The sequence below is a fragment of the Hymenobacter rubidus genome, assembly GCF_016734815.1.
Taxonomy (GTDB): domain Bacteria; phylum Bacteroidota; class Bacteroidia; order Cytophagales; family Hymenobacteraceae; genus Hymenobacter; species Hymenobacter rubidus.
The window spans coordinates 17900-40693 of the sequence record NZ_JAERQF010000024.1 but is presented as its reverse complement, the minus strand read 5'-3'; the positions used below and the strand labels follow the sequence as shown (position 1 = coordinate 40693).

Below are 22794 nucleotides of genomic sequence, written 5' to 3'. Positions count from 1 at the left end.
TAATTGGGAAACAAAGCGGGAGGTTGATATCGTGTCAAAACACATATAAGTAGGTAGTAAGAAGCTGATTATATGTTGGTTGATTAAGAAATTGCAATCAATGTGTTCATTTTAGATGAATGAAGTATGGGACCCTTGATTAGGTTCCGACCTTTTTTGGTTTTACTTTTCTTCAACTATTCCGGGTCTGTCCAGGGAGAATGCTGCCTTTAGTACAGTAATTTCCTTGCTTAAAGCGTGAGCCATCCACCACGCCCAGGGCCCGGCATTTGTTGCGTCTACCACCCATTGCTGTCCACTATTTTACCCCTACCCGCCCGCCGTATTCATTCACTTTACCCCTTTTTTTATGTTCAAACCAATACCTGGTGAGCAGCAGGGCCTGCTGCTTCGTACCCTTTCAACACCCAAGTGGCTGACGAGGCTCCTGAGTGCGGGACTATTACTTGCCGGCTTGGGCGCCCAAGCCCAGACCACCGTTTTTAGCGAAACCTTCGAGGCCGCTACCAACTCCTTCACCATCGTCAACGGCACCCAACCCAACGCGTGGTATGTGGGCACGCCGGGCGGCAACGGCCCTACCACTACGGGCACCAAGGCGGCCTTCATCAGCAACGACGCGGGCGTCACCAATGCCTACACCATTACCGCGGCCTCGGTGGTACATATGTACCGCGACGTGACTTTCCCGGCGGGGCAGACCATTCTGCAGCTGGGTTTCGACTGGATGGCGGGCGGCGAAAGCACGTTCGATTACATTCAGGTATTCGTGGTGCCTACCACGGTAACACCTGCGGCGGGCACCCAGCTGGTGAGCGGCACCGGCGGGGCCGTGCAAATAGGCGGCAACATCAACCTGCAAGCCACATTTGGACGCACCAGCTTTCAACTTCCAGGCAGCTTAGCTGGCACTACCCAGCGCTTGGTGTTTACCTGGCGCAACGATGCTTCGGTGGGCACGCAACCCCCGGCCGTAATTGACAACGTGGCGGTAACGGCCCAGACGGCTAGCCCCATTGGTGGGGCTTTGACCATCAACGACGCCCTGCCCACGGGGGGGACCAACTTCCACAGCTTCACCGATGCGGCGACCCGGCTGAACCTCGATGGCATTAATAGCCCGACGACTATCACGGTCCTGGGCGGTCCCTACACCGACCAGTTTCTGCTGAATGACGTGGCCGGCACCAGTGCCACCAACACGTTGGTCGTCAACGGCGGCGGGCGCACCATCAAGTTTGGCAGCACTTCCTCGACCCAGCGGGCGGTGGTGCAGCTCAACGGCACGGACTACACGACCATCAACAACCTGAACATCGACGCGACCAACGGCGGCACGCCCGGCACCTACGGCTACGGGGTGCTGCTGACCAACGCGGCCGACAACGACCGAATTACTAACTGCACCATCAACGCCGATATCGCCACCACGTCGAGCAGCTTTGTGGGCATTGCGGTGACCGGTTCGACCTCGAGCGCCACGACCAGCGGCAACTCGGCCAACAACCTGACCCTGGAAGGCAATACGGTGAACGGCGGCTACTACGGCATCACGCTGTATGGCAACAGCACCACCTCCTTCAACACGGGCAATATTCTGCGCAACAACAACGTGCGCGACTTTTATTTCTACGGCGTGTACGCGGGCTATCAAGACGGCCCGCAGTTCATCGGCAACGACATAAGCCGCCCGCTGCGGACCAATGGGAGTTCGTTCTATGGAATCTATAACTTCTCCTGCCGCGGGGCAGCCATCGAGAAGAACCGCATTCACAACCCCTTCGACGGCAGCCTTACCAACACCAACTCCGTTTACGCCATTTACTTGTCGAATGGCACCACGCCTACCGCCACGACGACCAACGACGTGGTAAACAATGCCATCTACAACATGAATGGCAACGGGCTGCAGTACCTGATTTATAACCTGGGCTCAGCTTATAGCCGGATTTACAACAACACCATTACCTCGGACAACCAGGCGGCCACCACGGCTTCGGTCACCTACGGCATCTACAACTCGGCGGCAACTGCGGATGTACGCAACAATATTGTAAACATCACCCGCACCGGCACGGGCACCAAGTACGGCCTGTACTACTCTACGGCCCCTGCCACCAGCAACTACAACGACATCTACGTGCCCGTGGGCAACGTGGGCTACTTCGGCGCGGCTTTTGCCACGCTCACGGCCTGGCAGGCGGCCAACAGCAATGCCTTCGACCAAAACAGCGTGTCGGCCGACCCCGTGTTTGTGAACCCCGCTACCGGTAACCTGACGCCCGCCAACGTGGCCCTGAACAACGCCGGCACGCCGCTGGCCCGCGTAACGGACGACATCACGGGCGCTACGCGCAGCACCACGCCCGACATTGGTGCCTACGAGTTCACGCCGGTGGCGGTGGACGTGGCGCCCGTTGCGCTGATAGGGCCTGCGGCGGGCACGACCTGCTTCAGCCCCGCCGAGCCGGTTATCGTTCAGATTCGCAACGGCGGTACCGCTGCGTTGGACTTCGCTACCAATGCCGCCACCGTGACGGTGACGGCAACGCCTCCCACTGGCGCGGCCATCCCGTTCACCACCACGGTGAGCACGGGCACGCTGGCCAGCGGCGCTACCCTGAACGTGACCCTGCCCGGCACCCTGAACATGACGGCGCTCGGCACGTATTCGTTCGCCATCACCGCTTCGGTAGTAGGCGACCTCAATACGGCTAACAACGTGCTGACGCCGGCTCCCACCCGCACGGTGGTGGCTCCGGTGGCCGGTACGCTCTCGCCAAGCAGCACCAGCATTTGTGTGAGCGGCACGGCTTCGCTCTCGCTGGCCGGCTCGGCCAATGGCAGCATTCAGTACCAGAGCAGCACCAGCGCCACCGGCACCTTTACCGACATTGCCGGCGCTACTTCTGCTGCGTACACCACACCGGTGCTCACCAGCACCACCTACTACCGCGTGCGCACCACCTGCAACACCAACACGGTATACAGCAACGTGTCAGCCATCACAGTAAACAACCCGGTGATTTCGGCCGCTCCCACGCCGCTGACTACCTGCGCCGGTGGTACGGCCACGCTGACGGCCACGGTGCCCACGGGCGTGAGCGTGCGCTACTACACGGCTGCCACGGGCGGCACGCTAGTGGGCACGGGCAGCCCCGTTGTGACCCCGGCCATCACCGCCAACACGACCTACTATGCCGAAGCCTTCACCGGCGGGCAGGAAAACGTGGGCCCAGCAGCTTTCAACAGCACTGGCCAGACCCCGCAAACCGGGGGAGCGCTCTACTTTACTACCACTGCCCCGACGAACCTCACCAATGTGACGGTGTTTCTTAATGCCGGACAGGCGGCTGGCACGGTCACCATCGACCTGTTTGCGGGCAACACCACTGCCGGGACGGCGCTCCAGACCAATGCTTTCGCGGTGCCAGCGGGTCCTGCTACGGGCGTGGCCCCATACGTGGTGACGTTGAACTATCCCATCCCAACTGCGGGCCAGTACACGCTGTACCTACGCACCGCCACCCAAGGCGGCTTGTTGCGCGACCCCTCGGGCTCTAATACCACAAGCTACCCTTACACTTCGCCTAGCGGGGTTGTGACCATCACGGCTTCCAGTCTGAGCGGCTACTACTATTATTTCTACAACCTGCAGTTTGGCTCGGAATGCAAGAGTGCTACCCGCACGGCGATTCAGGTGAATGTCACGCCGGGCCTGGTAGCTTCGCTGCCGGTAGCCGCCTTTACCAACTGTGGCCGCAACCCTTACCAGCTGTCGGGCAGCATCGCCGGTACGGCCACGGGCGCGGTGTACACCAGTACGGGCACGGGCGTGTTCACGCCCAATGCCACCACGCTGAACGCCACCTACACGCCCTCGGCGGCCGACGTAGCGGCCGGCTCGGTGACGATTACCCTCACGCCAACCGGCCCGACGGCACCCTGCACCAGCACGGGCCAGGTCGTGCTCACTATTCAGCCGGCGCCCAACGCGGCCTTCAGCTACCCGACCGGCACCTATTGCACGGGCTCGGCCACGACCATTACGCCGGTGCTTGCCACGGGCGCCACGGCCGGCACGTTCTCCACCACTGGTTTTGGCCTGTCGCTGAACTCCACCACGGGCGTCATCAACCTGGCCACCACCACCAGCGACGGTACCTACACCATCACCAACACGGTGATTGGCACGGGTGCCTGCAGCACGGGCGTGGTGTCGACCACGACGGTGACCATCAACTTCGGGGTGGCCACGCCCACGCTCACGGCCACGCCGCAAACCGGCGGCGCGGTGCTGCTCACGGCCACGGCGCTGCCGGGGGCGACCTACCAGTTCTACCGGGGCATCACGCCGGTGGGCACGCCAAGCACAAGCAACACCCTGCTGCTGAACCTGGGCGCGCAAAGCGGCAGCTACACCGTGGTCGTGACCTCGGCCGCGGGCTGCGCTTCGCGCGCCTCGGCCGCCGTTTCGGCCGTGGTGACGGGCACCCAAACCGCCAGCCTCAACGGCGTGAGCCTGCGCGTGTATCCGAACCCGACGCCCACGGGCGAGCTGACGCTGGAGCTAACGGGTGCCAACGCGAAAGCTTCGCAGCTGACGGTGCTCAACGCCCTGGGTCAGGTGGTGCACACGGGCGCACTGGCTCCGGGCCTGCAGGCGCTGAATCTATCCCGGTTGGCGGCTGGCGTCTACACCGTGCGTGTGCGGACAACAGAGGGCGTGCTGACTCAGCGCATCGTGCGCGAGTAGCCCGCTTCGATTGCAAAAAAGCCCCGCCGGCATTGCCGGCGGGGCTTTTTTCGTGCGTTTTAGCTTGGGAAAGCCGTTTGGCAGGCGGGACTCAGGGCGTGTTGGTTACCACCTGGCCGGTGGCCGATTGCGCCGCCCCCGGCTCTTTCAGCGTGCCCAGTTCCTTGCCCACGGCGATAAAGGCGGCAATGGCTTTGTCGAGGTGCGCGCGGGTATGGCCGGCCGAGAGCTGCACCCGGATGCGGGCTTGGCCCTGCGGCACTACGGGGTAGTAGAAGCCCACCACGTAAATGCCCTTGTCGAGCATTTTGGCGGCGAATTCCTGCGCCAGCTTGGCGTCGTAGAGCATGACGGGCACGATGGGGTGTTGGCCGGGACGGATGTCAAAGCCAGCCTCCGTCATCTTTTCACGGAAGTATTGGGTGTTTTCTTCGAGGCGGTCGCGCAGCTCGGTGCTTTCGGTGAGCAGCTCCAGCACGCGCAGCGAGGCGCCCACAATGGCGGGGGCCAGCGTGTTCGAGAACAGGTAGGGCCGGCTGCGCTGGCGTAGCATGTCGATGATTTCCTTGCGGCCCGAGGTGAAGCCGCCCATAGCGCCACCCAGGGCCTTGCCCAGCGTGCCAGTGATGATGTCGATGCGGCCCATCACGTTGCGCAGCTCGTGGGTGCCGCGGCCGGTTTTGCCCAGGAACCCGCTGCTGTGGCACTCGTCCACCATCACCAGGGCCTGGTACTGGTCGGCAAGGTCACAGATTTTGTCGAGCTGCGCGATGGTGCCGTCCATCGAGAACGAGCCGTCCGTGACGATGATGCGGTGGCGCGTGCCCTTGGCCTGGGCGTCCTGGAGCTGCTTTTCCAGGTCGGCCATGTCGTTGTGCGCGTAGCGGTAGCGCTGGGCCTTGCACAGGCGCACGCCGTCGATGATGCTGGCGTGGTTCAGCGCATCCGAAATAATGGCGTCCTGCTCGTTGAACAGCGGCTCGAACACGCCGCCATTGGCATCGAAAGCGGCGGCGTAGAGAATGGTGTCCTCGGTGCCCAGAAACTCGGCCAGCTTGGCTTCCAGCTCCTTGTGAATGTCCTGCGTGCCGCAAATGAAGCGCACCGACGACATGCCGTAGCCGTGGGTATCAATGGCTTCCTTGGCCGCTTTGATGACCTCGGGGTGCGAGCTTAAACCCAGGTAGTTGTTGGCGCAAAAGTTCAGTACTTCGCCGGCTTCGTCGGTTTCAATCTCGGCGCCCTGGGGCGAGGTGATGATGCGCTCCTTCTTAAAAAGGCCGGCGTCTTTTATTTCCTGAAGCTGTTGGGTGAGGTCGGGCTGGAGGGTGGCGTACATGGTTGGTGAGGTGGTGAATGGTGGGGTAATGAATGTAAGGACGTCATGCTGAGCGTAGTCGAAGTATCTCGCGGGCTATCACTAATCAATAGGGATACAACGATTGAGTTACTACCACACGCAAGATGCTTCGACTACGCTCAGCATGACGTTCTATTTTTGAGGGCTTTCAACGATTGAAAAACGCCTGCGCGCCCTTTCGGCCACTATCCATCAGCTGCTTTTTCTGGGCGTCTGAAATGCGCTTGATTTTCGGACTAAAGTTCAGAAAATCGATGCTGATGGTGCGCGAGTGGTCGGCGGGCAGCAGGGGGTTGAGGTTTTCGAGGGCGACGGTGTAGAGGGCGCCCACGTAAGTGTTAAAGTCGTGGATGTAATAGGGCGCCAGCTGCTGGCGGCCGGCTCCGGCCGAGTCGAGCGGAATCTGCTCGGCGCGGTCGAGGCGCAGGCCCAGGGTTTCGGGATTGAAAACGTGGCCGCGGGCGTCCGTAGGGCCGGTGAGGCCGGCGGGCAGGTAGCGCGGGTAATCGAACAAATCGATGGGGTAGTTGGCCAGCAGGCCGCCATCGACCAGTACCTGCACGGATTGGCCAGGGGCGGGTTCGCCGGTCATCACGTTGTTCTGCGCATCGAGCAGCACGGCCCGGAAATACAGCGGAATGCTCATGCTGATGCGCACGGCATCGGCCACGCGCATGGTGGGCGTGGTTTCGTAGCTGAACACCTGTACCCGCTGGGTGGTGAGGTTGGTGCCCGTGGTGTAGAGGTCGCGGAAGCGGGTAGGTTCCTTTTGGGCCAGTGCATGCAACTCGGCCAGCGTGAGGTGGGGCTGCTTGGTTTTGCGGGCCACCAGCTCGCTGAGGTAGGTGCTGAATTCGTCGCCCCGGTACCAGCCGTACTGCGTGATGAGCCGGTGCGTGCCCCCGAAAAAGATGAACCGGCCGTCGTTCAGGCGCTGCACGGGCGTGGCGTTCACCACATCAATAACTTCCTGCGCGGAATAGCCCACCGCCAGTAGCGCGGCCTGAATGGCGCCGGCCGAGGTGCCGCCCACGCGGCGGATGTCGTGCAGCACGCCGCGTTGCTCCAGCTCTAGCAGGGCCCCGCCGTAGGCAATGCCCCGAATGCCGCCGCCTTCCATCACCAGGTTGCGGTAGCGTGGCGCGGCCTGCGCCTGGGCGCGCCGAGCCGGGCCGGCCAGCAGCACACTCAACCCAACAAGCAAGAAAACCAGGCGGAAGCTCATTGCCCCAAAGATACCGCCGCGCTTGGGCTGTGGGCGGCGCTTACTGGTCCGGGGCGTGGTCCTGCGCAAACTTGCGCAGCAGCAGGTTCACTTTTTCCGATGGGGGCGCGGTGAGGCCTACCGCGACGGGCACCGGAATGGTGCCGATGATTTTCTCAATAAACGCGGCGTCGGTAGGGGCGTAGGCCATGGGCCATTCGGCAAATGTGCGCGCTTCGACCAAGCCGTAGGCCAGCGTGTGCACGTCGTAGTGGCGTGGGTCGTCGTTGATGCGGGCGTAGAGGTCGCTGAGGGCTGGCTCGGGACCTTCCAACACTTGCAAAAATTGCTCTTTGGCAAAGAGCAGCAGTCCGGTCAGGTGAGCTTGCTGATTGTGCAGGCGGGCTTTGCGGAGCAACGAGGTAAGGGTAACCTCGTGCACGGCGCGGGAGGCGTGGCTGTGGTAAAGCAGCGAATAGAGGGGGGCAGATTCGGGCATGGAAAGAAGTGCCTTGTGCAGGGTAGCGGAGCATCGTGGACCAAGCTAATACGTAGCAAGCGGCGTTCCGGCTACGGCAGGGCCGGTATCTTTGCGGCCATTCCTGCCCTCCCACCCTTATTCCCTCCCCCGCATGACCCCAACTTCCATCGACCCCGATACTGCTGTTCTTCCCGGCTCCGTGCTGGTTATTGGCGCCTGTGGCCAGCTCGGCCTGGAACTGGTGGCCGCCCTGCGCCAGCGCTACGACCCACGCTTGGTGGTGGCCGCCGACGTGCGCCCGCCCAAGAACCCCGAACTGCTGGCCGGCGGCCCGTTTGAGCTGCTCGACGTGCTCGACCGCACCCGCCTCGACAAGCTCATCCGGCAGTACCGCCCCAAGCAGATTTACCACCTCGCCGCCCTGCTCTCGGCCACGGCCGAGAAAAACCCACTCTTCGGCTGGCAGCTGAACATGGACGGCCTGCTCATCGTGCTCGAAGCCGCCGTAGCCCACGGCGTGGCCCAGGTGTACTGGCCCAGCTCCATTGCCGTGTTCGGGCCCGACACGCCGCGCGACCACACGCCGCAGGTCACCATCATGAATCCCAACACCGTGTACGGCATCAGCAAGCTGGCCGGCGAGCAGTGGTGCGAGTGGTACCACCGCAAGCACGGCCTCGACGTGCGCAGCCTGCGCTACCCCGGCCTCATTGGCTACAAGAGCCTGCCCGGCGGCGGCACCACTGACTACGCCGTGGACATCTACCACCGCGCCGTGGCCGGTTCAACCTACGAGTGCTTCCTTGAAGAAGACACGTATTTGCCGATGATGTACATGCCCGACGCCCTCAAGGCCACGCTGGACCTCATGCATGCCCCGGCCGAGCAAATCAAAGTGCGCACCTCGTATAATTTGGGCGCCATGAGCTTTTCGCCGGCCGAAATCACGGCCAGCATCCAGCAGCATGCGCCCGGCTTTGTAGTCACTTACAAGCCCGACGGCCGCCAGCAGATTGCCAATTCCTGGCCCGCCAGCATCGACGACTCCGCCGCCCGTCGCGACTGGGGCTGGCAGCCCGATTTTGACCTGGACAGGATGACGGCCGACATGCTGGCGCATTTGAAGGAGATGCAGCCGGCGTAAATTCGGTTCAGGCGGCAAGCCGAACAATTAAGAACGTCCTGCTGAGCGCAGCCGAAGCCTCTCTCCCGCGGTAGTAGACCCAATCGTCGGGCTAGTTACACGGTAGAGATGCCTCGGCTGCGCTCAGCAGGACGTTCTTCAGTTTCGCTACTTACGCCTGCTGCCGGACTTCTTCCGCCGCTCGCGTTGCGGCGGCGCGGTTGCCGCCCGGCCGCTGCGGCCAGTTGAACAGCAGCGACGTAGCCCACGGGACTAAAAAAGCCGCCACCGTGAGCACGGTAATGGCCACGTCGGCCGCTTCGCTGTCGAGGGCGGTGCTGAGCGGGTGGCCGGGCAGGAAGTGGCCCACCAGCGAGAACAGCAGCTTCAGGCCCAGCAGGCCGATGACCACGAAAGCGGCTGTTTCCAGAAACGGGTACTTGCCCATGAGCAGCACAAACGCCTGGGCCACCAGCCGCATGGCCAGAATGCCGATGAACACGCCCACGCAAATCAGAATCAGGTTGTCGGTGAAGGCCACCACGGCAAACACGTTGTCGATGGAAAAGGCCAAATCCATCAACTCAATGAGGGCCACTGTAGCCCAGAACTTGCCAAACAGGCCCAGTGTGTGGCGATAAATCCAGCTTTTTTCTTTGTCGATGGTTTCGTCGTGCTCGGGTTTGGCCTTGAAGTAGCCGTAAGTCAGGTAGAGTAAATAGAACCCGCCCAACGGTTTCAAAAACCAAAACTTGATGAGAAACGACGCAAACACAATGCACACTCCCCGGAATACATAAGCTCCGATGATACCGTAGCGCAAAGCCTTGTGCCGCTGCTCTTTGGGCAAGTCGCCCACCATGGTGGCCAGCACGGCCGCATTATCGACCGAAAGCAGGCTTTCGATGATGACCAGGTTGCCCACAATAGCCAATGAGGCCAGCGGGTTATTGATAATTTGCTCGATGTATTGGTTCACGGCGCGGAAGCTGGGGTAGCTGGATAACGAGGCGGCAGGCGGAAAGATGCCAGCGGGCATCAAGTACAAAAGAACGTCATGCTGAGCGCAGCCGTGAAACCTCACCCCCAGCCCCTCTCCAAAAGAGAGGGGAGCCAGGCGATTCAAAACTACGCTAGACCGGTGCCCCCTCTTTTTTGGAGAGGGGGTCAGGGGGTGAGGTTGACGCCTGCAAATCAGAGCGAAATAATGCCCAGTAGCAGCGAAGTTATCAGCATCACCAGCACCGTGCCGCCGGCCCACTTCAGCGTGAAGCGCTGGTGCGCCCCGATATCGACGCCCGCCAGGCCCACTAGCAAATACGTGGACGGCACCAGCGGGCTCAGCAGGTGCACGGGCTGGCCCAGCAGCGAGGCCTTGCCCATGGTGGCCGCCGAAATGCCGAACGCCGACGCGGCTTTGGTGAAAAACGGCAGAATGCCGAAGTAAAACGCGTCGTTCGACATGAAGAACGTGAGTGGCGCGCTCACCAGCCCCGTCAGCACCGGAAAGTGCGGCCCCAGCGACTGCGGAACCAGCGCCACAAACGACTGCGCCATGGCGTCCACCATGTGCGTGCCGCCGAGAATACCGGTGAAAATGCCCGCCGCAAACACCATCGCCGCCACCGACAGCGCATTGCCCGCGTGCGCCGCAAACCGCTGCCGCTGCTGCGACAGATTCGGGTAATTCAGCACCGCAGCCAGCGCAAACGCCAGCATAAACAGCACCGGCAGCGGCAGCAGCTCACGCACCAGCGCCACCATCAGCCCGACGGTGAGCAGGGCGTTCAGCCAGAGTAGTTTGGGGCGGCGCAGGGCTTTTTCTTCGAGCGAAATCTCCAAATCCGGCACTTCGGGCAGCGCTTGAGGCAGGCCGGCAGCGAGGCCGTAAACGACGGCTTTGGTTTCTTTTGATTCATTCAGATGCGCCAGACCCAGCCGTTTCCGCTCGCGCTTGCCAAAGCGCCAGGCCACGAAAAACACCCACACCAACCCCGCGCCCATCGCCGGAATGAGCGGGTTGAAAAGCTGGGTGCTGTCGAGGTGCAGCACGCTCATGGCGCGGGCGGTGGGGCCGCCCCAGGGCAGAATGTTCATCACGCCGCCCACCAGCATATTCATGCACGTCAGTATCAGCGGGCTGATGCCCAGGCGGCGATAAAGTGGCAGCATGGCCGTGACGACGATGATATAAGTCGTGGCCCCGTCGCCATCCAGCGACACCAGCAGGGCCAGCAGGGCGGTGCCGACGATGATTTTCAGCGGGTCGCCGTGGGCCACGCGCTGGATGCGGTTGATGACCGGGTCGAACAGGCCGGCGTCCGTCATCAGCCCGAAGTACATGATGGCAAACACCAGCATGATGCCCGTGGGCGCAATGTTCTTGATGCCGTCGAGCATCATCGGCCCCATTTGCCCACCGAAGCCGGTGAGCACCGCAAACGCCACCGGCACCAGCAGCAGCGCCGTAATGGCCGAAAGACGGTTCGTCATAATCAGCACCATGAAGGTGAGAATCATGGCAAAGCCAGCGAGTGCGAGCATGATGGTGGAGTGGTGGATGGGTGGAGTGGTGGATTGGCGAATAGAAAAGAACGGTCATGCTGAGCGGAGTCGAAGCATCTCTACCGATTCGTTGCGCGGCTCACCTCCACAGGCAACGAATTCGTCCCACCTCATTCGTTGCAGCGAATGATTTACTGCGGCGGTAGAGATGCTTCGGCTTCGCTCAGCATGAAGTTCTTTTTTAGTAGCACATGCTTTAGCTTGTGCGGCGTTGCACGTTCTGGCGACTGCACAAGCTAAAGCATGTGCTACTAGAAGCTAAACCGCAATGCCGTGAAGTAATACGCGCCCATGAAGCCGAACTGCGAGGTGAAGCGCGTGTAGGGCGTCTGGCCCGAGGCGGTGAGCGAGGGGAAGGCGATTTCGTCAGGGTAGACGTTGAAGAGGTTGTTGGCGCCCAGGGTAAGGCCCACGCGGGGCGTGAAGGCGTAAGTGAGCGAGGCGTCGGTGATGACTTTGGCCGAGAAAGTCTGGTCCAGCTCGGGGGTGCTCTGGATGGCGGTTACCTCGCCGAAGCGGGTGGCGCGCACCAGGCCTTCGATTTTCTTGAAGCGGTAGTTGGCCGAGCCGATGAATTTGGAGCGCGGCTGGGCCACTTCAATCAGGCCAATCATCACGCGGTCGACGAGCGGGGTGCCCAGGTTGGCCAGCGAGGGGGGGGTGCGGACTTCGCCCACCACTTTGGTCGAGTTCAGGGCCATGGCCAGGTTGAGGCCCATTTCCTGGTCGCGGTCCATCTTTTTGCGGTAGCTGGCCACCACGTCGAGGCCGCGGGTGCGGGTGTCGAGGGCGTTGGAGAAGAACTGCACCTGGGCGTAGCCCGAGCCGGCGAAGGTGGGCGCCAGGGCCGGCTTGGTGGCGTCGAGCTGGCCCGAAATCACCACCCGGTCGGTGATGTCAATCTGGTAGGCATCGGCCGTGAACACGAGGTCGGGCGTGACCTGGGCCGTGAAGCCGAGGTTGTAGTCGAGGGTGGTTTCGGCCTTGAGCTGGCCCACGCCCAGCTTCTGCACGTAGGGGTTGTCGTTGCGCAGGTGGGCAATGGGGTAGGAGTCGAACACGCCGTTGAGCGTCAGCCACTGGGCATCGGCGTAGTTGGAGTAGTAGAGCTGGTGCATGGATGGCGCCCGGAAGCCCCGGTTGAGCGAGCCGCGCACCGAAAACATCTCCGAGAACTTGTAACGGGTCGAAATCTTGCCGCTCACGTTGGAGCCGAAATCGGAGTAGCGCTCGAAGCGGCCGGCCACACCCACCAGCCAGTTGTCGGTGATGTCGCTGAGCACGTCCACGTACACGCCCACGTTGTTGCGGGTGCGCTCCACGGCGTTCACGGCCGCAATGCCTTCGCGCCCGCTGCTGCCCACGTCGGGGTTGTTGGTAGTCACGGGGCCTTTTTTCCAGGAGGCTTCGTCGCCGGCCAGCAGCTGGTAGTTTTCCACCCGGAATTCGCCGCCGTAGCTCAGGCTGAACGACTTGAGGCCGCCGATGGCGAAGCCCTTCGATACGTTCACGTTGGCCAACGCCTGCCCGAACTTGTTGGTGCCGGTGTAAAACTCGGTGGGCGAGGCGCTGCCGTACGAGGGGTTCACCGTGTGGTTGGCGTAGGTCTTGATGATGTTCTGGCCGCCGCCGAGGCTGAAATCGAGGTTCCAGCCGCTGGCCGTTTTGCGGCGCAGCCCCACCGTGGAGGCCAAATCCTGCACCGTGGCCGGGAATACCGGGTTGTAACCGTTCGGGAAAAGCGAGAGCACCGCCCGCGCCTTGTTGCTCGGGTTGCGGAAGAAGCCATAGGCCGTCATGTCCTTGTAGGAAACCCCGCCGAAGGAATACAGCCGCCATTTTTCGCCCAGCGCCACCTCGCCGTTGTAGAAAAACTGGCCCATGGTGTTGCGGGCCGTGCCGTATTTGGTCACGTCGCGGTTGAAGTTGTTCTGGGCCACCAGGGCGTCGTCGGTGGCTTTGTCGGAGTTGTACACCCGGCCGGTGTAGTCGCCCGAGCGGTCGGTGGGGTCGTTGTGGTGGCCCTGCACGGTCAGGTTCAGGAAGCCGTCGCGCTTGCCCACGGGCAGGCCGAAGTTCAGGCCCGTGTCGTAGGTGGCGCCGTCGCCCTTGGCCGTGATGCCGTAGTTGCCGGTCACCACGCCGCCGCGCGGGTTGGCCTTGAGCACGATGTTCACGATGCCGGCAATGGCATCGGAGCCGTACTGGGCCGCCGCGCCGTCGCGCAGAATCTCCACCCGCTCGATGGCGGCCGTCGGGATGGCGTTCAAATCGGTGCCCACCGAGCCGCGGCCCACCACGTTGTTCACGTTCAGGGCCGAGGACTGGTGGCGGCGCTTGCCGTTCACGAGCACCAGCGTCTGGTCGGGGCCCAGGCCGCGTAGCGTAGCCGGGTCCACGTAGCTCGTCACGTTGCTGATGGCGTGCTTGGTGGAATTGAACGAAGGCGCCGTGAAGTGAATCATCTGGCCCAGTTCGGTCTGGCCGGTTTTGGTGATTTCTTTGGCCGTGAGCACATCCACGGGCACGGGCAGGTCCACGTTGGTGCGGGCCTCGGAGGCCCGGTTGCCCACCACAATCACGTCGGCGGTGGTGTGAGTGGCCGTTTTCATGGGCACGGTGAGGGTGCTGGCGCCGGCAGGCACGGGCATCTCACGCAGCTCGTAGCCCACGTAGGAAATTACCAGCACGTCGCCGTCGTCCACGTCGAGCTTGAAGTTGCCGTCGCCATCCGTGGTGGTGCCGCGGTTGGTGCCCTTAATGGCCACTGAGGCAAAAGCCAGCGGGCTTTGGTCATTGCCATCCAGAATGCGGCCGGTGAGCGGCCGGCGCGCCAGCGGGCTGGAATCGTTTGGGGCTTTGGCTACAGCTGTAGCCAGCGAAGCGGCGGTGGCCGGGGCCGTCGCCGCGCAGGCGGCCAGCAGCAGCGCCGCGCCCGCCGTCCGGGCCGAGAGGGGAGAGGAGGGTAGGATTCGCTTCATGGGAATTTTGGGAAAGTGGGAATGTTTTCGTGGTTTATGGAAGCGAAGTAGCGCGGCGATTTAGAATACATTTGGAAGAAATCGGAATTTTAAAAAATAAGTGAGGGAGTGCTTACTAATTTGATTTCTGAAAAGGGATAAAGCCTGTCATCCTGAGCGCAGCGAAGGACCTTACCAAGTTCGTGAAATGCTTATCCAGTCGTGACAAGGTCCTTCGCTGCGCTCAGGATGACAGGCTTTATGGCTTCGTTGCTCCCCAAACCGCCCTACCTTGCCGCTCATTCCCAGCGAAACCTTTAAATGAAACTGCTCCTCGTCGAAGATGAACCGGCCCTGCTGGCCAGCGTGGTGAGCTACCTGCAGGCCCAGCACTACATCTGCGAAGTGGCCACTACCTACGCCCAGGCGCAGGAAAAAATGCTGCTGCACGACTACGAGTGCATCGTGCTCGACCTCACCCTGCCCGGCGGCGACGGCCTCGACCTGCTGCGCGAGCTGCAAAAGCACCAGAAGGCGGCCGGCGTCATCATCACCAGCGCCCGCGCCGCGGTCGACGACCGCATCACCGGCCTCGAACTGGGCGCCGACGACTACCTGCCCAAGCCCTTCTACCTGCCCGAGCTCAGCGCCCGCATTGCCGCGCTGGTGCGCCGCCGCCACTACCAGGGCACCAACCTGCTGCAAGCCGGCGAGTTAAGCGTGGACGTGCCCGCCCGCCGCGCCGCCGTAGCCGGCAAGCCGCTGACGCTCACGCGTACCGAGTTCGACCTGCTGCTGTTGCTGCTGGCGAATCAGAGTCGCGTCATCACCAAAGGCGCCATTGCCGAGCACCTGTCCGGCGACGCGGCCGAGCAGTTCGACACGTTCGAGAATGTGTACGCCCACGTCAAAAATCTCAAGCGCAAGCTCACGGAGGCGGGCGCGCCCAACTACATCCGGATGGTGTATGGGCTGGGGTATCGGTTTGATGTTAATGGTTGATAAGGAACACGCCTGTCATCCTGAACGCAGCGAAGGACCTTCTCACGTCGGCACGATTTGCAGTAATCCAAATGGATGCAGACTATTCAAACGTGAAAAGGTCCTTCGCTGCGCTCAGGATGACAGACGAATGTTCTGCTAATTGTTGACCACCCCTGAATGAAGCTCTTGGCCCGCACCACCGTTTACTTTCTCATCTACGCCAGCGTGGTGGCCGGGGCGGGCACGTTCGTGTACTACGGCTTCATCCGCAAAATCTACTACGCCTACGTCGACCGTACCCTGAGCCGGCGCAAGCTGCGCGTGGATAAAGCCCTGCGCCTGCACCTGCGCACGCCCGCCGACCTGGAATTCTGGCACCGCCTCGACCACAACGTGGAATTCAAGGCGCTGAAGCAGCCCGGCTCACGGCCGGTTTTCAGCGTGCGGATGATGTACAATGAGTTGACCGGTACCGTGGTGCCCTACCGGCAATTGGCGGCGCCGGTGATGTTCCAGGGCCGGCCCTACCGGCTGGAGCTGCGCACCACCATGCTCGACAGCCAGGAACTGCTGGCGCGCATTGTGCAGGCGGGGGCGCTGCTGTTTGGGGCCTTGCTGGTGGGGCTGCTGGTGCTGCAGCACGTGCTGGCGCGGCGGCTGTGGGCGCCTTTTTACCGAACATTGGGCGAGCTGCAACGCTACAAGCTCGACCAGCCAGAGCCGGTGCATCTGGCCCCTGCGCGCATCCCCGAATTCAAGGAGCTGAACACCGCCCTAGGCCGGCTCCTCAACCGCAACCAGCGCATCTACCGGCGGCAGCGGGAGTTTACCGAAAATGCGGCCCACGAGCTGCAAACGCCGCTGGCCATCCTTCGCACCAAGCTCGATATGCTGGTGCAGGCTCCCGGCCTGACGGAGGAGCAGGCCGGCCACATCGAGCCGCTGCTCGACGTGACGCAGCGCCTCACCCACCTCAGCCGCAGCCTGCTGCTGCTGGCCCACCTCGACCAGCAGCTGTTCTTCCCCACTGAAACCGTGGATTTGGCCGCTGCCATCCGCACCCAGCTGGGCCACCTGCGCGAGCAGCTGGCGGCCACCCACCTGCGCCTTGAAACCGACCTGGCGCCCGACCTGCCCCTGGCCGCCAACCGCTCCCTCATCGACATTCTGGTGAGCAACCTGCTCAGCAACGCCATTCGGCACAACGTGCCCGGCGGCGAGGTGCGCGTGCAGCTCACGCCGGAGCTGCTGGTGGTCGAAAACACCGGCCGCCCCCGCGCCCTGCCGGCCGACCAGCTATTCGTGCGTTTCCGACCGGGGCCCGAGCGCCCGCCCGGCAGCGTGGGGCTGGGCCTGGCCATTGCGCGGCAGATTTGCGAAACGTACGGGTTTTTGCTCAGCTACCACTACGAGGAGCCCGGGCGGCACCAGCTGCGGGTGCGGCTGGGGTAAATCATCGGTCATCCTGAGCGTAGCGAAGGACCTTATCACGCCTGGATATTTTGCCGTAATCTCAACCGACGCAGGCGTGATAAGGTCCTTCGCTACGCTCAGGATGACAGACGGGCTTCGTCCAAAAGCCCTGCCATCTCCTCCAAAATAGCCGCCCAGTTTTCCAGATACAGCATGTGGCCCTGGCCCGGCAGTAGGTGCACGGGGGCGTCGCCCAGCCGCTGGGCCAGGTAAGGGATGTTGCCGGGCGCCCACACGCCATCGGCCAGGCCGTGCCAGAGGCGCACGGCGCAACGCGCCTCCTCGATGCGGAAGCCGGGCGGGCGGCACCAAGCCTGGGCGTCGTCGTACACGCCGCGGCCGTGGTTGGCAAACCCTTGCACGGCGGCATCGCGCAGCAGGGGGCGGAAACGGGCGGTTACGCAGGCTTCTTCCGCAAACATTAGGCGGATAAACCAGTCGATGGTGCGGTCGGGGTGGCGCTGCCACTGCCGGCTGAGCCACAGGAACGTGGTTCGGTTCAGCCACGGGAAGCCGATTTGGCCCCAGCGCAGGAATTTCCACAGCGGCGAGAGGTGGCGGTAGGCGGCCCGCTCGCCCAGCGGCAGGCAGGTGCTGAGCAGCTGCGCCGCCGCCACCCGCGCCGGGTGCTGCGCCGCGAGCGCCAGCGCGTGCACCCCGCCCACCGACCAGCCCATCACGCCCACCGGGTAAGCAATGCCCAGCGCATCGAGCAGGGCTACCACGTCGTCGGCAAAAGAGGGGAAGGTGAGGGGTCGGTACACGCTGGACTGGCCCACGCCGGGCCGGTCGGGCGCCAGAATCTGCAGCTGCAGGCGGGCCAGCAGCGCCGCGTCGTCGGGGATTTCCAGGCCGCTGGAGCCGAAGCCGTGGTGAAACACCACCGCCCGGTGCGCGGGGTCACCGTAGCGCGTGAGGCCCAGCGTGCGGCCATCGGGCAGGCCGATGGTCAGGGGCGTGGGGCTTCCGGCGGTGGGAGGGGGCATGGGCCGAAAGTACGGCCGAGCACAGCATTCCGGGCATAGCCACCGGACACCGGAACCTGCTAGCGCACCAGCGTGAGGGTGCCGCGCCGGTGGCGGGCCGTGCCCCGGCAGTCGGCGTAGTCGAGCAGGTAGAAGTAATCGCCGCCGGCCGCGCCGGTGCCGTCCCAGCGCAGGGCCGGGTCGGTGGCCTGAAACACGAGGCGGCCCCAGCGCGAGAACACGCGCAGCCGTCCGCCGGGCACGGGAGCGCGCACGGGCCGGAACTCGTCGTTCAGCCCGTCGCCGTTGGGTGTGAACACGTTTTGGTCGGTGAAGTCGGCCGTGGTGCCGCTCACCGTCACGGCCCGCGTCAGCACCCGGCCATCGGCCAGGGTCAGGCGCACGGCGTAGGTACCGCCCTGCTGGTAGCGGTGGGCCACAAAGGGGCCGGTGGCCGCGTTGGCCGCCCCACCGGCGGGCTCGCCGAAGTCCCAGCGCAGGCCAACCGGGTCGCCCGCGCTGCTGGCCCAAAACTGCACCGAGTCGTCGGGGCAGATGGCTTCGTAGTTGAGCGCGGCCGGCGCGTAGAGCATGTTGGTGATGACGTTGGGGAGGGTGATGCTGGGTACCGCTCCAGGCCGGTAGGCATAACCTTCGGGCTCGAAGCCGCAGCCTGCCCCGACTATATCGGGGTGACGCACGACGGCCGCGTGGTTGCTTCGGAGGGCCCCTGTGATGCGATTGATGGGGATACGCAAATAAAAGCGCGAGGCCCAGAGCGTGCCATCGGGGGCTAGTTGCAAGCCCCCGCATTCTACATCGTCGTCCGGCTCCGTTGGGGTCGGCGCGGCCTGTGACACCCAATAGCGCGAGGCGTCTACGGCAGCCTCCGTGGGCAGGGCCAGATTAAACTGCCACAACTCTTCGAAGCGGCGGGGAGGCAACGGCCGCGTCGGGTACTCGGTCGTGTAAAGCAGCTGCGAATTGGGCGAGAAGGAAATGGAAAATGTAACCTCCGCGTTGCGATGAATGACTCGTTCATGGCTGACCTCCCCAGTGGCATTATCAAAGTCATATACACACACGGCAAACGGCTGGGCGGTGCTCTGCGTTCGGGCACCGCACGCCACTTGCCGGCCATTGGGAGCGGCTTTTAGTTCCGCAGTTGTGGGAGGCAGTGCCTGGCCGGCCAAGGAAACCACGGGAGTTGGCCGGATACCTTGCGGCGTGAGCAAAAAGGCTTGAAAGCCGCGCCCGTCCTCGTCGCGGGTGATGACCCAGAAGTCGCGGTTGTTGGCGTGGCGCACCACCGTCAGGCGCGGGCTGTGCGTAAGGCCCAGCACCAGCCCTTTGCGCGCCACATCCCCATACCCACCGTTTAGCCGCCCGTCTATCAAGGCATAGGTAAGCGCGAAGGCCTGCTGACTGGCTTCGGCGGCCCCTTGGGTCCAGTAGAAGGCATAGTATTGCTGCGCCGCTCCGGGTGCCGGTACCAAAGCCAGACCTTGGTATTGAGGCCGGGCATCGGTGTTCGTCCAGCGGCTGTCGGGGTCTACCAAAGCACCGTTTGGCAGGGCCTGTTGGCGCCGGTCCATTAAGCCCAGCATGTTGCCGTAAGCCAGAAGACGGCCCTGAAAATCACTTAAAGCAGCCGTACCAAAGAGGTCGTTGTACTTCACTCGAAAGGCGCAGGTATCAGGGGGGCCTGGCCTGGGAGCGAACGAAACCTTAACGTTTCCGGCCGCAAACGGCGGCCCAGCCAAGCACCATGTCCAGAACTCCCCTTGCGCGCAGGCCGGCGTTGCATAGCGCCCCAGCAAGAAAACCAGAAGGAATAAGCGTTTCATGATGAGTACCAAAACAGCAGGACGGGGGCAGCGCCTAAAACAGTACCGCCCCCGTCGCCGATTTATTCTTTTTGCAAGCGCTGAGTCGTCAGCTTTTGGCCATCAAACAGCTGCACTTGGTACAGGCCAGCGGGCAAATCATGCACGTCAAACGTCGTGATGCCGGTGGTAGAAGTGGCCTTCTGGTCGAGCACCGTCCGGCCTTGCAGGTTGAGGACTCTCACTCATTGATACCGCGTCGGCGTGTCGGGTTGCACGGCCACGGTGCCGGTGGTGGGGTTGGGGTACAGCTGCACGGCTGGCCGGCTGCTGGCACTGGGGCCGGCGGTGGGCGGGCTACCGGCCGTAAAGCAGTTGTAGACGCCGGCCTTGGGCACAAATACACGAGCGACCGTGCAGCTTGCGAAACCCGAGCCGGCCGCGCACGGGCTGGTTACGAGTACGTCCATGTCGAAGTAGCCTTTGTTGAAATTCGAGGTGAACGGCCGGGTAGTAATGGTGGGCGACGACACGGAGCCGATGCTAGCCGTTGCGCCGGGATAGGTGGTACCATCGGGGTAAGTAAAGTTATAGGGCTGGTTGCTAATGTATTAACTCAAACCGGGCGTCCCGCTAAATGTGAAAGTAGCGACGCCGCAATTGTTGTACTGCACCGTTGCCGTTGGGCAGGTGGGGTTGATGTTGCCAATTTGAAAGGTTTGGGAAAGCACCGGCCCAGGCCCGCCGCAATCCGATGCTTTGGCTTCCACGTTCACGGTGACGCTGCCCACGTTGGGCGTAACAATTGGAACAAGTCGTCCATTGTCACCGAAAGGGCTGTCCTGAGTAGCGGTATTGGCGTTGCTAATCAGGTAAGCCCCTGCCGTATTACTTGTGAGGTATCAATGGTATGCAACGCTGGTTTCACCCGTTGGTGGTGTGACGCCGTTAATCGATACAGTTTTCTGACTGGTTGACGGGCATACCCCATCAATCTGCATGTTGGTCGGCTGGGCCGGAGCGCGGCGCATGGGTAGCGTAAGCGTACGGGTCGCGCTAAGCGTGGTACCACAAGGGTTTGCCGAGTTCACGGCCGTTACGGACACCGTCACACTTGTTGCCGTATTAGGCACGTTGGCCAGATTCAGCGTGGCCGAGGTACCGCTGATGCCGGTAATCTGGGCCCCGTTGTTGGCCGTAACGTTGTAACCGGTCGCCCCGAAGGAACTCCCCCAGTTTAGGGTATACGGCTGGTCGCGGCAATAGTCGGCAGGGGTGCCCGATACCGAAATCGCGCCGACCCGGCGGTTATAGTAGCGGATGTGAATGTTATCGGTGTCGTCGCCCTGCGTAAAGCCACAGGAGTAGCCCGTGCATTCCAGCCACACGTTTGTAATGAGTTCGCCCTCTTGCGCCGTGTTAGCGGGCGCTTGCAAGCAGCCCAGGTTAGGATAAGGCACAGCCGAGAAGTTGGTGTTGCCGCTGGCTTGCGTGGCCTGTCCATTGGTAGGCGTGATAGGGGCGGTGGTGTAGGGCACCCGGTCGTAGAAGTAAAGCCGGATTTTGGAAAAGTCGCCGGACGTCACGTCCTGCCACTGCTCGGTGTATTCATTGCCGGTTTCCGTGTAGTAATGTACGGTCCAGATAAAGTTGGGCCGGAAACGGCAATCGGTCGAGTTACTGTTGCCGACGCAGTTGCTTTCAAACTGGAACTGATAGGGCTGGCTCTGGATGCCGTGGGTGGTGGGGTCTACCACGTTGGGGCATACATCCAGCGGGTCGGCCCGGTAGTTGGTCTGGGTGTCGGGCACTTGGCCGTGAAACTGAATTCTGTTGGAAATCAACACGCTGCTAGCCGACTGCGCCGGACCAGCTACGGCCGACGGCCTGACAAGACTTGGTAGTCCTTGTGCCCACGCCCCCGAGGAGGCGAGCAGTAGCCACGCCAACGCGGCCAGCAGCTTGTGATAGATGACGCGGTCAATTTTTTTCATGATGGAAAGGTGAAAAGGTAAAAGAATGTACAAGGATATATTCTTCCCCACCGCCAAAAAAGGAAATAACAGGCGGTTTGGTGACATCGGCTTTTCGGCATCATACCCCTCGTGCGGCTTCGGAAAGCAGTACTTTATTTTTATTAATCCCCCCCCCTATATTTCAAGTGCTTAGTGTAGTGGCCCGCCGCCGGTGACAGCCAAAAAATGGGTCATTTGTGACATCTGGCGTGGTCAAATTGCGGAGCCCGAAACCGAGCCGTCACGCCAACGGGCTTCGCAACCTGACCGGCAGGTTGGCGGTAACAGACTTAGTTCGTTGTCCCACCCCTTTGCCCCATGATAGTCAACTCCACCCCCGCCGGCTGGCAAATCATCTACCAGCAGGCCCACGCCCTGCTGGCCATGCAGTTGGCCTGGCACTGGCCGCCCACCCTGCCGCCCGACCGCTGGGTGGGCCTGCTGGCCGCCATCGCGCAGCACGACGACGAGCAGGAAGCCTGGCGCGGGCGCGGCGGGCACTACGGCCTCACGGCCGCCGGGGCCCCGGCCAACTTCACCCAGAAGGAATTTTCGATGGAGCAGGCGGCCGGCGTGCTGGCCGCCGCCCGTTTCCAGGGGCGCTGGCGCAGCCTGCTCACCAGCCTGCACCTGAGCTGTTTATACGAGGGGTTGCGGGGTGAAGAAAAGGAAATCGATGCGTTTCTGGACGACCTTAGGGCCCGGCAGCAACAGTGGCAAAAAGAACTGAAAATCAGCAAAAAGCAAGCCGGACAGGCGTACGACCTGTTGCACTGGTGCGACCGGCTCTCGCTCATTCTCTGCCGCCACGAAATCCCGGAAATGGGCCGGGCCGTGGAAATTTCGCGCGGGCCCGACGGCACCATTCACACGCTGGCCCAGCCGGTGGCCGGCGGCGCGGTCGTCATCCAGCCCTGGCCGTTCCAGGCGGCCGAAATGGAGGTGAGCGTGGAGGCCAGCGTGCTCACGCAACTGCAGTTCAAGGACGATGCGGAGCTGGCGGCTGCCCTGCGCGCCGCGCCCATCGAAACCTTGCGCTGGACGCTACGGGCGGCGTAGCCCCGCAGAAAAGTTGGCGTGGC

General features: G+C 62.6%; 16 protein-coding genes. 5 read left to right on the top strand and 11 right to left on the bottom strand.

Annotated elements, in window-relative coordinates:
* The first annotated feature begins 349 nt into the window (after positions 1–349).
* Positions 350–4756 carry a beta strand repeat-containing protein gene (locus JKL48_RS15700; RefSeq protein ID WP_201984143.1) on the top strand — a complete coding sequence of 1469 codons (4407 nt, stop codon included), beginning with the start codon at positions 350–352 and terminating at the stop codon, positions 4754–4756.
* Positions 4757–4847: 91 nt separating this feature from the next.
* Here JKL48_RS15700 and kbl read toward each other — a convergent pair whose 3' ends face one another.
* The 3 genes from kbl to JKL48_RS15685 all read right to left on the bottom strand — a co-directional run bounded on the left by kbl (position 4848) and on the right by JKL48_RS15685 (position 7819).
* The gene (gene kbl, locus JKL48_RS15695) at positions 4848–6095 is read right to left on the bottom strand and encodes a glycine C-acetyltransferase (protein WP_201984136.1); all 1248 of its coding nucleotides are present in this window, start codon (positions 6093–6095) and stop codon (positions 4848–4850) included.
* 169 nt (positions 6096–6264) lie between these two features.
* Positions 6265–7341, bottom strand: coding sequence for a patatin-like phospholipase family protein (locus JKL48_RS15690; RefSeq protein ID WP_201984135.1), 1077 nt, complete (start codon positions 7339–7341; stop codon positions 6265–6267).
* A gap of 40 nt (positions 7342–7381) precedes the next feature.
* Entirely contained in the window at positions 7382–7819 is a 438-nt protein-coding gene (locus JKL48_RS15685; protein WP_201984134.1) for a BLUF domain-containing protein, read from the bottom strand.
* Positions 7820–7952: 133 nt separating this feature from the next.
* Between JKL48_RS15685 and JKL48_RS15680 the strand changes: the two genes are divergently transcribed.
* Positions 7953–8945: an NAD-dependent epimerase/dehydratase family protein gene (locus JKL48_RS15680; protein WP_201984133.1), complete on the top strand. Its 993-nt coding sequence runs from the start codon at positions 7953–7955 to the stop codon at positions 8943–8945.
* A 151-nt stretch (positions 8946–9096) separates the two neighbouring features.
* Here JKL48_RS15680 and JKL48_RS15675 read toward each other — a convergent pair whose 3' ends face one another.
* From JKL48_RS15675 to JKL48_RS15665, 3 genes are all read right to left on the bottom strand, one after another.
* Positions 9097–9963, bottom strand: coding sequence for a TerC family protein (locus tag JKL48_RS15675; protein WP_201984132.1), 867 nt, complete (start codon positions 9961–9963; stop codon positions 9097–9099).
* A gap of 155 nt (positions 9964–10118) precedes the next feature.
* Positions 10119–11468 carry a CitMHS family transporter gene (locus JKL48_RS15670; RefSeq protein ID WP_201984131.1) on the bottom strand — a complete coding sequence of 450 codons (1350 nt, stop codon included), beginning with the start codon at positions 11466–11468 and terminating at the stop codon, positions 10119–10121.
* A 272-nt stretch (positions 11469–11740) separates the two neighbouring features.
* On the bottom strand, positions 11741–14470 hold the full coding sequence (locus JKL48_RS15665; protein ID WP_201984129.1) for a TonB-dependent receptor: 2730 nt from the start codon (positions 14468–14470) through the stop codon (positions 11741–11743).
* Positions 14471–14770: 300 nt separating this feature from the next.
* Here JKL48_RS15665 and JKL48_RS15660 point away from each other — a divergent pair, with 300 nt between their 5' ends.
* Positions 14771–15451, top strand: a complete 681-nt coding sequence (locus tag JKL48_RS15660) for a response regulator transcription factor (protein ID WP_201984128.1) — start codon at positions 14771–14773, stop codon at positions 15449–15451.
* 159 nt (positions 15452–15610) lie between these two features.
* Complete coding sequence (porY, locus tag JKL48_RS15655) at positions 15611–16885, top strand: PorY family sensor histidine kinase (RefSeq protein ID WP_201984126.1); 1275 nt, start codon at positions 15611–15613, stop codon at positions 16883–16885.
* 98 nt (positions 16886–16983) lie between these two features.
* Here the strand turns inward: porY and JKL48_RS15650 are convergent, their stop codons facing one another.
* The 5 genes from JKL48_RS15650 to JKL48_RS15630 all read right to left on the bottom strand — a co-directional run bounded on the left by JKL48_RS15650 (position 16984) and on the right by JKL48_RS15630 (position 21691).
* Positions 16984–17892, bottom strand: a complete 909-nt coding sequence (locus JKL48_RS15650; protein WP_201984124.1) for an alpha/beta fold hydrolase — start codon at positions 17890–17892, stop codon at positions 16984–16986.
* Positions 17893–17951: 59 nt separating this feature from the next.
* Entirely contained in the window at positions 17952–19550 is a 1599-nt protein-coding gene (locus tag JKL48_RS23600; protein WP_201984123.1) for a T9SS type B sorting domain-containing protein, read from the bottom strand.
* A gap of 230 nt (positions 19551–19780) precedes the next feature.
* Positions 19781–19942, bottom strand: coding sequence for a T9SS type A sorting domain-containing protein (locus JKL48_RS15640; RefSeq protein ID WP_201984121.1), 162 nt, complete (start codon positions 19940–19942; stop codon positions 19781–19783).
* Positions 19943–20230, bottom strand: a complete 288-nt coding sequence (locus tag JKL48_RS15635) for a hypothetical protein (RefSeq protein ID WP_201984120.1) — start codon at positions 20228–20230, stop codon at positions 19943–19945.
* A 369-nt stretch (positions 20231–20599) separates the two neighbouring features.
* Positions 20600–21691: a hypothetical protein gene (locus JKL48_RS15630; protein ID WP_201984119.1), complete on the bottom strand. Its 1092-nt coding sequence runs from the start codon at positions 21689–21691 to the stop codon at positions 20600–20602.
* 339 nt (positions 21692–22030) lie between these two features.
* On the opposite strand from JKL48_RS15630, the gene JKL48_RS15625 reads away from it, so the two are divergent.
* Positions 22031–22771 carry a DUF3891 family protein gene (locus tag JKL48_RS15625; RefSeq protein WP_201984118.1) on the top strand — a complete coding sequence of 247 codons (741 nt, stop codon included), beginning with the start codon at positions 22031–22033 and terminating at the stop codon, positions 22769–22771.
* The last annotated feature ends 23 nt before the right edge of the window (positions 22772–22794 follow it).

Bases quoted from the DNA above. Each gene is read 5' to 3' on its own strand.
- JKL48_RS15700 (WP_201984143.1), top strand. From the start codon at position 350: ATGTTCAAACCAATACCTGGTGAGCAGCAGGGCCTGCTGCTTCGTACC.
- kbl (WP_201984136.1), bottom strand. From the start codon at position 6,095: ATGTACGCCACCCTCCAGCCCGACCTCACCCAACAGCTTCAGGAAATA.
- JKL48_RS15690 (WP_201984135.1), bottom strand. From the start codon at position 7,341: ATGAGCTTCCGCCTGGTTTTCTTGCTTGTTGGGTTGAGTGTGCTGCTG.
- JKL48_RS15685 (WP_201984134.1), bottom strand. From the start codon at position 7,819: ATGCCCGAATCTGCCCCCCTCTATTCGCTGCTTTACCACAGCCACGCC.
- JKL48_RS15680 (WP_201984133.1), top strand. From the start codon at position 7,953: ATGACCCCAACTTCCATCGACCCCGATACTGCTGTTCTTCCCGGCTCC.
- JKL48_RS15675 (WP_201984132.1), bottom strand. From the start codon at position 9,963: ATGCCCGCTGGCATCTTTCCGCCTGCCGCCTCGTTATCCAGCTACCCC.
- JKL48_RS15670 (WP_201984131.1), bottom strand. From the start codon at position 11,468: ATGCTCGCACTCGCTGGCTTTGCCATGATTCTCACCTTCATGGTGCTG.
- JKL48_RS15665 (WP_201984129.1), bottom strand. From the start codon at position 14,470: ATGAAGCGAATCCTACCCTCCTCTCCCCTCTCGGCCCGGACGGCGGGC.
- JKL48_RS15660 (WP_201984128.1), top strand. From the start codon at position 14,771: ATGAAACTGCTCCTCGTCGAAGATGAACCGGCCCTGCTGGCCAGCGTG.
- porY (WP_201984126.1), top strand. From the start codon at position 15,611: ATGAAGCTCTTGGCCCGCACCACCGTTTACTTTCTCATCTACGCCAGC.
- JKL48_RS15650 (WP_201984124.1), bottom strand. From the start codon at position 17,892: ATGCCCCCTCCCACCGCCGGAAGCCCCACGCCCCTGACCATCGGCCTG.
- JKL48_RS15630 (WP_201984119.1), bottom strand. From the start codon at position 21,691: ATGAAAAAAATTGACCGCGTCATCTATCACAAGCTGCTGGCCGCGTTG.
- JKL48_RS15625 (WP_201984118.1), top strand. From the start codon at position 22,031: ATGATAGTCAACTCCACCCCCGCCGGCTGGCAAATCATCTACCAGCAG.